The organism is Shewanella cutis (genome assembly GCF_022410515.1).
Lineage (GTDB): Bacteria > Pseudomonadota > Gammaproteobacteria > Enterobacterales > Shewanellaceae > Shewanella > Shewanella cutis.
In genome coordinates, this window is the sequence record NZ_JACSDI010000023.1 from 34,669 (window position 1) to 46,228 (window position 11,560).

Annotated in this window: 10 protein-coding genes; all 10 read right to left on the minus strand. The window is 48.0% G+C overall.

Translation table 11 applies throughout. The features are described from left to right. Window positions 1–68: 68 nt before the first annotated feature. On the minus strand, window positions 69–224 hold the full coding sequence (locus tag H9J30_RS19250) for a Hok/Gef family protein (RefSeq protein WP_240132481.1): 156 nt from the start codon (window positions 222–224) through the stop codon (window positions 69–71). Window positions 225–400: 176 nt separating this feature from the next. After that, window positions 401–580, minus strand: a complete 180-nt coding sequence (locus H9J30_RS19255; RefSeq protein ID WP_240132482.1) for a thyroid hormone receptor interactor 11-like protein — start codon at window positions 578–580, stop codon at window positions 401–403. A 12-nt stretch (window positions 581–592) separates the two neighbouring features. Then, the gene (traD, locus tag H9J30_RS19260; protein ID WP_240132483.1) at window positions 593–2,722 is read right to left on the minus strand and encodes a type IV conjugative transfer system coupling protein TraD; all 2,130 of its coding nucleotides are present in this window, start codon (window positions 2,720–2,722) and stop codon (window positions 593–595) included. After that, the gene (locus H9J30_RS19265; RefSeq protein WP_240132484.1) at window positions 2,719–3,246 is read right to left on the minus strand and encodes a hypothetical protein; all 528 of its coding nucleotides are present in this window, start codon (window positions 3,244–3,246) and stop codon (window positions 2,719–2,721) included. The genes traD and H9J30_RS19265 overlap by 4 nt, the downstream gene beginning before the upstream one ends. Before the next feature lie 37 nt (window positions 3,247–3,283). After that, the gene (gene traG, locus H9J30_RS19270; protein WP_240132485.1) at window positions 3,284–6,121 is read right to left on the minus strand and encodes a conjugal transfer mating-pair stabilization protein TraG; all 2,838 of its coding nucleotides are present in this window, start codon (window positions 6,119–6,121) and stop codon (window positions 3,284–3,286) included. Window position 6,122: 1 nt separating this feature from the next. Then, window positions 6,123–7,505 carry a conjugal transfer protein TraH gene (locus H9J30_RS19275; protein ID WP_240132486.1) on the minus strand — a complete coding sequence of 461 codons (1,383 nt, stop codon included), beginning with the start codon at window positions 7,503–7,505 and terminating at the stop codon, window positions 6,123–6,125. Between the two features lie 146 nt (window positions 7,506–7,651). Continuing rightward, window positions 7,652–8,089 (minus strand): type-F conjugative transfer system pilin assembly thiol-disulfide isomerase TrbB, encoded by a 438-nt coding sequence (gene trbB, locus H9J30_RS19280; protein WP_240132487.1) that lies wholly within the window; start codon window positions 8,087–8,089, stop codon window positions 7,652–7,654. A 13-nt stretch (window positions 8,090–8,102) separates the two neighbouring features. Further along, on the minus strand, window positions 8,103–8,999 hold the full coding sequence (traF, locus tag H9J30_RS19285; protein ID WP_240132488.1) for a type-F conjugative transfer system pilin assembly protein TraF: 897 nt from the start codon (window positions 8,997–8,999) through the stop codon (window positions 8,103–8,105). Further along, on the minus strand, window positions 8,996–10,810 hold the full coding sequence (gene traN, locus H9J30_RS19290; RefSeq protein ID WP_240132489.1) for a type-F conjugative transfer system mating-pair stabilization protein TraN: 1,815 nt from the start codon (window positions 10,808–10,810) through the stop codon (window positions 8,996–8,998). Before traN ends, traF begins: the two co-directional genes overlap by 4 nt. Next, window positions 10,807–11,547 (minus strand): type-F conjugative transfer system pilin assembly protein TrbC, encoded by a 741-nt coding sequence (trbC, locus tag H9J30_RS19295; RefSeq protein ID WP_240132490.1) that lies wholly within the window; start codon window positions 11,545–11,547, stop codon window positions 10,807–10,809. The genes traN and trbC overlap by 4 nt, the downstream gene beginning before the upstream one ends. Window positions 11,548–11,560: the final 13 nt, after the last annotated feature.

Below are 11,560 nucleotides of genomic sequence, written 5' to 3' on the forward strand. Positions count from 1 at the left end.
GGGTGCTCATGGCCAATCACATCACAATCCAAAAATAGGGGAGGGTTCGGATGCCTCCCCTATGTTCGCTAGTCTCTTACTTCGTAGGCAAGTACCGCCTTGAATAACGCCGTACCGTTACGGTACTCCACCTCACAAAGGTCATTTCGAACCAATGCCAGTGCGACGATTAAAGTGACGCACATTATCGTCAGACTCAAGATGGTGGTATTTTTCTTTGGCATAACTTGCCCCTTAAAAGTAAAGAGGCTACTATCTGCATTGCTATGTGCATTAGATTGCCTCGTTGGTTAATGGATTAACTACGGGGCTTTCGTCTATCTGGCCTTTACAAATCTATGCTCTTGCCAAACAGCCAAGAGCACCCGCGACTATGCTAACACACTCAATCTTTTCTTCGTTACTCTTGCGCTAACTGTTGGATTTCTTCTTGGGTAAATCCCATCTCTTTCAAATCTCGGATGGCTTCAATACGGCGCATGGTGAGTGTTTTATCTGGGTTTGGGGTAGGCTTGCGTCCTGAACGCACGGATGCGTTGTCTTGATCTCTGGGCGTCTTATTAAATTTCATCGTTTTCATGGCGTATCCTCCTTAATCCAACTCGAGTTCTGCTGGTTCATGTTTCATGATTTGCATTTCTTCGGTCCTTCTTGCCGCTTCAATGTGCTGATCCGCGGCTTCCTTCTCTTTGAGGGCTTTTTTCTCATCGGCTTCAGAGCGGGATTGCTGTGACGGCTTGGATTTTTTTGCATCGATTAACTGTTGGGCGACCGCATCGGTTTTTTCTGCAAGCGCGGTCATGCGCATCACTTCCATTTTGCGTTCTTCTTCGTTGTCATCCCCTTCATACATCGTGTCGTGGATGCTTTGCAGCTTCGATTTGTCCGCTTTATCAATAAACTGAACGGCACTGAATTGGTGATAATTGAGGTTCCACTCCAACTGTTTCATTTTTTCAGAGGGTTCATACGAACGCTTGATAAAGGGGGGGCATAGGGAGCGCATTTGATCAAACACCATATCCACTCGAACAACGGGATAATTACCTGGTGTACGTAACCAAAATTGTAAATCCTCTAACTGCATAATTTCTGATGCGGTAACGACAGGGCGGGTGATCGTTTGGTGCCCTAACGACACACCGTCCCTGAGTTCATTCGCACCGTAGCTGTATTGCTCTTTTGATACATCGACTTCTTGCTCCCCGAGGTCTTTGGATGAAATCTTGGCCATTGCATCTGAAGGTGAGCGGAAAAAAAGACGAGTGTTAAGCAAGTCGAACATTTCAAGCGCCGCGTTTTCGCCATAGACTTTTTTAAGCTGGGCAAATGATTGAATGCCAATGACGTAACAGCCGCCGAATTTACGCACTTCGGCGATGGTTTCGGCAAGCTCGGGTAATTTATGCAAACTGGGGGCTTCGTCCATGATCACCCAAATTCTGCGGTCGGGGTTTTCCTCTTGTTCTAAGATGGCCGTTGAAGCAATGGACAACCACATTGAAATTAAGGGGCGCAATGAGGCATGTTGCTGTGCGTTACTGGAGAGAAATAAGAATCCCTTTTCTGCGTCATTTCTGACCCATTCACGAATAGAAAAGCGGCGACGAAGCATTTGACCGGATTCAGAGGTTTCATCGAGTCCAGCAAGAAAACGCAGTGATTTTATATAAGCGGCCAATACTGATTTAATTGAAATGGCCGTTTTTTGGATTTTGTCAGATACGAGTGAGGCCGACTCAGTGCCTTTAAGGTATTCGCTTAAGGATTCCAACTCACTGGTTAACATCAGCTCCAATAGGCGCTCAGTTGTACGATTTTTTTCGGGTTCGCCGAGCATCTTAAAGGCGGTTGAGGAAAATATGGTACGGGCGGACTGTACCCAAAATGGATCGCCTTCGCCATGCTGTGGGATAAGTGCGCTGGCCATGTTTTCAAAATCAGCGGGTTCGTGCGCATCACACCATACATCCCAGTACGCACAACGCTCATCAAACGGGTTAAGTAATACATCCGTTGCAGGGTTATAAAATTTACTCACAAAGGTACAGCCCTTGTCGTAAATGATGGCCTTATCGCCTCGGGCTTTTATCCATGTCAGCATTTTACGCAGGGCAACGGACTTTCCTGCACCGGTTGTCCCATCGATGAGCATGTGTTGGACTTCGAACTTCTGCTTAAAGATGGCGAGACCATCGAGTTTGAAATCAGATTGGTTTTTGGCTTTTTTAAGCTGCTTAGCCAGTTCCTCTGGCGTGGCTTTTTGCATGCCACGGATGAAATGCTCATCGGTTTGCTCATCGCCTTTTTTCTTGAAATACCACATGGCAGAGATCAAGAATGCCATACCGATGACGCTGCTAATCAAAAAGTAAATTTGCAGCCATAGCCAAAAGCGAAAATTGGCATCAATCAGGACCGGATTACGAAGTTGCTCACCCAACGTACTGGTATAAACGCGGCCCTGCCACTCGGTATGAATAATATGGTCTTCAGGTCTAAACACGCTGACGGTGTTATTAATCCAGTAGTAATACGTGCCGGCAATGGTCTCTTTATCCATAAAAAGATAGGCAAGTAATGCCGTGAGTAAGATGACGCCAAAGCATGTCCAACGGATGAGTACGGCGTTGACCTGAATAAACATCCGTAGGTTGTGGAACAGAATTTGTCCACCACGGGTGTAGTTACTGCTCTTGGTGCGTTTAGGACTCAATGTCATGTTTGGGCTTCCTTCTGGGGTGGGAGCGCTTGTTGTGCTTTGAGTTTTTGGACAGTCTCAAAATATTTGAGGTCGGTAAATATCAGCCATGTGCCGTAATCGCTGTGATCAAGGCGTACCTTGGTGGTGGTGTTTTGGTACTCGGTTTTATCCCGTAGCAAAGGCTCGGATTCGAAGGGCGCCATCTTGATGCGCGGGTATTGCTTGTCCATCTCCGCGCGCAAGGCGATGTATTGCTCCAATGAGGGCGGGAAATAAAAACTAATAACGCCTAGCACTTGATTTCCATCAAAATACAAGGTGGCCTCATTCAACTGTGACACATTAAATTGATTGCCAGTGACGCGATAATAATTCCACCCATCAAGCCATTTTGCCGAGGCACTTTTGCCGTGGAGTGTGTACGTTTTTTGCACTTCCTCCAAGGTGGATTTACCCAAGGTGAGACCAAATAAGATGGTCTCAGCCTGAGCGGCGGTGCTTAATAGACAGAGTGCCAATACCAATGCTGTGATAAATTTCATAGGGTTATCTCTTGTTAAATGAATGTCATGGTTATTATCACATCTTTGGCCCACTATTAAAGGCGCTTGATTTTCGTACGGTCTCAGCCATTTTTTCATCGTCACTTTGTGCCTTGCCAAGTTGTGGCGCCTCGGGCTGAATAAGCGCATGGGCCGCTTCGGCATCTGCTTTGGCTTGCTCCATATCGAGGGTTGGCAGATTGGCGGGGACGTGTTTATCTTCGCCGCGCCAGACGTCATGCATGATCTCACTATTTCCTTGGGCGGCATGACCTTGGATGCGCTGGTATTGGCTATGATCATAGAGACTGTCATTTAACGGGGAAGGGGCATAAATCGCGCTCTGTTGCTTGCGCTCGTCTATCGCCTCACTGTATTGCTGCTGGGCAAGCAGGATGTCTTCACGGCTTTGAGGTAGCTCGTTATGTCGATATTGCTCCGCCATGGCCTTGACTTCGGGGCTGCTGGTAAATGCGGCGAGCAGTTGACTCCTCATCTCTTTATCTTCTTGGGTTTCACCTTTGATGATGGCTAGGTAATCATCATGGCCATCCGTTTCTCGTGCTTGGCGGGCAAAAGCCACAAAATCTTGGGTAAAATCGCGCCCAACGGTGATGGCGCCGCTTTTTACGCTATTGGCCGCATCGGTGTAGCTTTGGGCTTCGCTGATCTGCGCCTGATAGGTTTTACCCAAGGTTTCAGCTTCATTAATGCTTTTGGTCAGGCTATTGAGATCACTGTCGGTTTTACTATGGGTATCACTGGTTTGATCGCCGCTACTGTAACTTTTAACTTTGTCGAGGTTGCTAGTAAACTGCGATTGGTAGCTTTGCAGTTTGCTCACGCGCTCGCTATCATTTAGGCGAGTACTATCCGATTCATCCGCAGATGCAGAAGCGCCGGTACTCACAGACGCTGATGCGCTAGAGCCAAATAAGCCCGCGCCAGGTGTGCCCACCTTCACGTTTGCCTTGGCGTCCCCGTACAATTTGAGCGCATCACTCCATGCTTGGTCTTTCGTCACGCCAAAGTCTTTGGCGTAAGAATCGACAAGACTACTAAGGTCTGCCACGGATTTACGATGATTGGCGCTTTCGCTGGTATTACTATTGCTGCCGTAGCTGCTGGATTGATTGACGCCTTGACTTGAGGTGTTAAGGGCATTGACCGATGAGGCCGCTGTCTGACCGACTTGATCGATGGTTGTGTTACTTGCCGTCAGTGCATTGGAGGCCGACTGTGTGAATGAATTGGAGATGGTATCGCTACCAGCCACATTCACGGGCAAGTTGCGGCTAAGGGCGCTTTGACCTGTGATAACTTGTTTGCCACCGGCAAAGGTAGTGGTTTCAAAACCCGTTGCATCTTGCTGGGTATAACCGTGTATGCGTTCAACGCCCATGGTATCGGTCTTATTGCCGCTGGTGTTGTTGTAGCTGTAGTTATCGACTTGCGCATTGCCCAAATTAATATCGCCACTCGCGGCGCTCGCAGAGGTGCGCGCGTTGACGCTGCTCATCATACCGGCGAACTGGTGCGACATACTGCTCATGACTGCTGCGCCGCCTTTCATAATGAGCGGGACAATGAGTGTCGGTACGCTCATCATTAAAAAACCTGTCATCGCGGCATAGCGTGAGTGCATTTCTTGCAGCGCATCGACATTACTTAAGGTGATCCCGTGATAGATATTGGCAATCTCTGTCGAACTGAGGGATAGACGGGTCGTCATGATGAAATTAATCAGCGCAAACATCACTGGCCAAGTGCCAAGATAGATGAAGCCTTTGATGTAGTTTCCTAGCACCATAAAGGTAAATGAGGGGATCATCGCGATACAAACGACTAAAAATGCCACACTGCTAAACAGCAAAAACAAAATCGATTGCAGCATGGGCAAAAATTCTCGCGCCTGAAGCGCCATCCCTGCCCACATGGACGTGGTCTGCATCTTGTTTTGGGTATAGGCATAGTTGAATGCGGCGGCGGTATTGTTATTCACCGCGGCATCGTCAGCGAGGCCATTACGCAGGGCGTTAATGGTCATATTCTGCAAGGTGATTTGTGACGCGCTTTGACTGATGTTGGCGAACTTCTGATATCCATTAGTAATACTGGAATTGATGAAGCTTTGTTGACTGGTAGCTTTATTGCCATAAACCCACTTACCCAATAAATTGAGGCTCTTCGCGCTGTCGGCTTGGAACAGCTGTTTTAGGCGCGGCAGTGCTTCTTTGCAGGTTGGATAATCATCAAACCCCATTTGGATGGCGCGCAGTGGTGACGGGGAATGAGTTTCCAAAAATGCCCATATATCAGGGGCGTTAGCCAGTTCTTGCCAGGTATATTTGCCATTAAGCAAAATATCTCCCTGAATACAGCTATTGATGTAATGCTGCCAGTACCCCTTCAGTTGCGAGTTTTCAATCTCACTTTGTCTTGATAGCTTGTATAACTCTGCCCCAAACATCATCCCCGTTTTACTGTACTGCTCATCATTTGGCACATGGAAAATGTCCTCCACCGTGCGCGTGGTGGCATACATATAGTACGACGACCATGACGCTGGATAGGCCACAATTGCGGGGACATTATCAACATGGTAGTTACCGGTTGGATCGGTTAAATCGGTAATGTGGACCGATGTGGTGATGTTGATGGCCAATAGCGGCACAAGCACATATACCGCGCCCCATTTCAAAATGTGGTTGTGATCGCGTTTGATAAAGAAATGAAACGCCGTGGCGATAATGGCAAAGAGTGCGCAAATGGTTACCATACTGCCAAAACTATCGCTTTTGAAAAACACGGCGATGGCGTTCAACACTTGCATGGCAACATCGCCGTTGCTGTAGGTAAAAATCTCAACGGCCATATTACTTGCCTCCAAAGTTTAGGTTCGCCTTGGCCTTAGCACTCATGGTACCGGTGATTTGCTGCTTAATTTGTTGGTTTTGCATGATGAGCTGATGCTGTGCGATCGCTTCTTCTTGCGCTTTCATCGTCAAGCCATCAAGGAAGCGATTGGCGTTGATAATGTCTTTCTCTATGCGGTCAATATCTTTGGGATCATTGTTCGTGGCCGTGATGGAGGATTTCACTATCGCCAGCATGTTTTGCAGATAGAGCGTAATAAATTGCACACTGATGATTTTGGCGTAGGTTTTTGTCTGCGGCGCCAGTCCTGCCTCGAGTTCGGTGCGTAAAAACGTCATGACGGGGAGTGAGGTATATTCCAATAGCGATTTATCACTGTCATTCAGCGGCTGGTCATTTTGCATTTTGCTGGCAATCCCTCTGAGTAGGGTTTCCACGCGATATTGCAAGCCATGATTACTTTGGATCGTGATCATTTGTTGTGTGGGGGCAAGACATTGATCAATGGCGTGATTAGTACATTGATAGCTTTCGGCTTTGCCGCCTTCTAACAGACTATTGATCAGGTTATTGTTGTCTGTAAGCAAAGAGCCATAACCCCGAGGGTTGCCACTGGCGTCATAGATGTAGGTGCCTGAGATCGACATGAGAAATTCAGCTAAGGTGGGATCGGTGGCCAAGAAGCTATTTTTCATGATTGCCGCCCAAACAATATTGGTGTTTTTACGCACCATCTCTTTTAACGCGGGATCATTTTTGGCGTTATTGAGTTGATTGTCTGCTTGTCCCCCCGCACCGCATTCCTGCTGGCCAGAGACCCAATCGGCAAACGCGTTATTCTGCGTGCCCATCGTGGCACAGATGTATTTTTGACTGCCAACGCCGGCAAAGCCCGCCAGTGCCGACACACTGGCCTGAGCCGTTTCACAGGAGTTGATAGACTGGTTTAAATATTTGTCGGCAATGGCAGTGAGTGTGTCTTTAATTTGTTTAATTTGGGGTGCCCACGTCTGCAGGGCCAAATCAACCGCGAATGGCGCAGCGTTAGCAATAATGGCTTTGCCTTGCTGCACAAGCGCATCAGAGTTGATGTGACTAAAGCCACCCATGAACATATCGATACCACCACATCCTGCCGCGATACGGGGCATTTGAACGCTGACCAATTGTGCATCCCTGATTGGGCTACGGACAAAGAGATTGCCACCACTGTAGTAGTTAGCGCTTTGGCCTTTAAAGGACGCGGGATCGGTCACGTTTGTGCCATAACCTAGACCATTAAAAAAATCATTTAGTGAGCCGGAAACGCCTGCACTATGAGCGGGTGTTGTTAATGTCAGGGCAATTGTCAGACTTAGCATCGTGCGTACATAACCGTTCATGTGCGCTCTCCTTGCTTCGCAGCTCGTTTTATTAATCTGCGATGAATGGCCTGACTTATCAGGGTATGTATGGGGGTAACAACAAACTTAAAAATGCTCAGCGCGATTAACAGATTAACAATTAACATCGTGTCCATGACGGTCTCCTAGTTCATGCTGGCAATGACTTGGGGATCATTGAGTGATTCAAAATAGCTTTGCTGGAGCTGGGCTGTGGTGACATCTCCGACCGTTAAGCGCACGAACTTACGCGTGTGAACATTAATCAAAAACGTGGCGGGTACTGTCACGCTGCGCGGGTTTTCAAAGAAGGTTGCCGCAATATCGGGTGTCGATGGGATAGGGACTTCAAAGCCTGCAATCCCCTTGTTATCGAGCGAAAAGGCATAGGTAAATGTGCCTGTTTGCATTGAGAGTTGCTGCAATTTGGGCGCAAATTGATGGCAGTAAGGGCAATCAGAACGAAAGAAAAACACTAAGGCATAATCGGCAGGATTGGCGGCGTTGTGCGTTCTGACTGGAGTGGCATGGGTTTGAAATGCCAGTAATGTCGTCAATAGCAATAGGGTAATAATGCGTGTCATAGGAAAGTCCTTGTTAGAAGTCTGGGGCAAAGTTGGTGGCAACATTGAGGAAACGGCCAAGTAAGTCCTCTTGTGAAATAAAGCCGTAGGCCAACGGTTTCATTTCACCCGTACCAGGATTGACTAACACCAACGCGGGGCTAAAAGGCACATTGATATGTTGCTCGTTTTGGCGGTTTTGGATAATCGAGGGAAGGGCCACGCCATCAAGGGTTATTCCCAGTAATTCGACGCCGTGCTCTGTGGCAAATTGTTGAACACTGGGCGCCAGTGTTTGATCGATTTCTTCCGTCCCTTTATAGACGAAAAATAAGCCCCAACCACTTTGTGCCAGACTGCGCACTGCACGGACTTTCTTAGTGCGCTCAGCCGCTAAATAGGTACTCCTTGCGGCTTGTTCAGTCGGCCTATCTTTGGTGTAGGAAAGCTCAGGGTTATCGAGCAACACCTTTTTGAATGTCATCCCAAATTCAGACGATTTGTTGCTGACGTACTGATTGAGGAGCATGGCTTTTTCGACTTTTTTTGCATCATGACTGTTAATGGCCGCGTCATTGAGCGTGTCTTGATAATAACGATGGAACCAGTCCATTTGCTCTGTCGGCGTCAGTGTTTGGGTGCGCGTCAGTGTCACACTGGGCGCATCCGTTTTTTTAGGGGCCGTCTTTTTGGGTAACATGGGATCGTTATACCAGCGCCAACCAGGTGCATCGGCCGCAAAGGACGTGCTAGCAGGAACGGCCACCGATAAACAGCCTAACGCGACCACAAAAAGCGTGGTCTTGTTGGCTTTAATACGCACCGTTTTTGTGGATAAATCGGCAAACAGCGCCGATATTAACCACCGAAAAACCGGCGTATTGGCAGCGCCATTGTCAGAATAGCGGATGAAGTGAGTTGTCTTTATCACGGCTGGGTTCCTCCGACAGATTGTTGTAAGCGTTTTTGAATTTCATCTGTGCTTGGTAATGCCATGGCGTCGTACATATCCTCATAAAAGTCGGAAAAATCCATGGATGACATATCGATACGTTGCAGCTCATTGGGTGAAAATGCGCTGCAATCAGGGTGTTTGGCACTGCCGAAATTTTTTCCTAACTGCTTTCGGCCTTCGACTTGGACGATGCGAGCCAGTTTGCTATCGAACGCGCAATAGGCTTTCTTTTTACGAATACACGCGCCAAGTACGGATTCAGCACAATATCCCCCCAAGGAAACGGTCAGTTTGTCCTCTTTGGCCGTGCCCAGTGCTTTTTCTTCTTCGGTGCAGGACGTTAATCCAATGCTGTTACCCCAACCGCTGTCTTGACAGCAATTGCTAATCCCAAGCGCCTTGTCACTGCATTCCATGACAGTGCCTTTGAAAATGATGGGGCTGTTTTCGTTGATGTTGGCTTTATCTTTCACATCACTGGCGGCATCACTTGCCGCAGCGAGTCCCGCTGCGGCTTGATTAAAGTCGGTGGTACGGGTGGCGGTAGGTTCGTAATAGTCGCCACTTAAGGCAAAGTTATCTTCACCGCAGATGAGGCCCGTATCTCTGCATTGCTGGGTTTCGCATAAGCGTTGCTGTTTATTTTTGATGCAAACACCGCCAAGTTGGGTATCACAACTGGTCGATTGAATGCTGCAATTTGCAAGGGCGGCACAGGTATTAGGAAACGCGCATTGATAGGTAGTTTGCTCCTTCCAGCAATCTAAGGTGACGGAGATGCCATTGATGACGCGGGTTTCTTTACCCTCAATGCATTGGGATTTGACTTGTTGGCATTCGGGCAGCACTGCACCACAGCTATTGTTGTAGCCAATTTCAACGTGTGTTTCTGTGGTCACAAAGGTGATGGGTAGATTTTCTACGGGTAAGTAAAATGGCCAGTCCCAGTCGCCCCCGAATATGCTGCCAATATTGACGGAAAGTGGTGAGGTACTGCCTTGATAGGCCTCTGTGCTTAATGTGGCATTGACGCTTGAGGCACACATGCCATTGGTTACGCAGTTCCCTGGGATGCGCTGTGTCGGAATATGGCCGATAAAGAAGTCATTGAGTTTGATTTCAAGTTTGTACGGCCCACTCCAACTCATATAATCGCCGTTGAATCGGATGCGTTTAATTTTTGCATTGGGATCTGGCAAGGTGATGCTAAAGGGTGGCGTGCCAGACAATCTGAACGAGTGTTCTTTTTCGCGTGTCGAGGTGCTTTTAACAAAGGGTGTCAGGTAGCATTGCACCGGATTGTTGGTGGGTAACGTGCAAGAACGCGGCAGAGAATCGACCTCACAGACAAGTCCTTTTTCACAGTCATGGTATTTAGAGGAAATGCCGTGGCTAATATTGTATGCATCATTTTGATAGCCAACCGCTGTGCGGTACGCGAGATCATTTTCATCGATGGTCGGGCGACCATTATTAAACCCCGTTGTCACCGCTTGCGCTTGGTCATCACTGCTCATCCCTTGCATCTTGTCGCTGTTCATGGCGCTTGGATCGTTGTAGTAGCGGCTTTGTGCTGGAGCTGTCACGCCTTGCTGACATGCTATGTCTTTACAGAGCGAGTTAACATCAAACCCAGTGAAACCGGCTTTATTTTGATTCTGCTTGATACTGTCTTTGGCCCATTGCACATTGTCTCGATAGTCTTTTTCGCTATTAGCGGCCAACACCGGTAAGGCCATCAATGTGAGGAGCGCGCTGAGTATTCGCGTTTTAGTGAACGGTATCATTTTGCCCCCTTTGCTAATGTCTTCGCCGCTACATCGGGAATGCTGCCGTGTTGTGCAAGCAGGTTTAGCGCGTCATAGAGCGACACGTTGCCGTAAATCACGTCAAAGTCATCGCTGCTGCAAGGCTGTTTTGCCTGGCATTTATTGGGTCTTACCGCGACAAAGGCAGGCACTTGGGTAATACCGAATTGCGTAAACCATTGGGGGTTAATCGCAAAGCCGCTCTGAATGGTTTGCCCTTTGTTATCGATAAGGCGGTTCATTTTTTTCACCGTGGCAGTAAAGCCTTGCGGTAGAACCCCGCGCACAATGAGCGGCACTTGTAAGTCTGCGCTTTGCATCAATAGTTGTTGCAAACTGGTGTCAGGCATCCCCAGCGACACAAACACCATCACGCCATTCGCGTTGGCGCTTGGATTGGGTTTAGCATCCAGTAATGGCGATAATGCGGCCGCTAATTGACCTTTACTTTGCGCCTCGAACTGACGGGCTTTATCAAGCAGCGCAGCTTGGCCGAGGTTAAGCGGTGATAATGTCTGGCGCTCTCGCATCGACAGCGCGTTTAATTCATCAACACTGTAATCCGCCTGAGCCAATACCGGTGAAATTGATCCAAAGCACCAGACACTCACTAGCAGGGCGAAGCTCTTGAATGGGTGTGAAAATAGACGGTTATCCACATTTTTTGTGCATAAAGCGGTATATGTTGTTGATAATTTGGTCTCAAATATTTTCATCAAAATCCCCGTC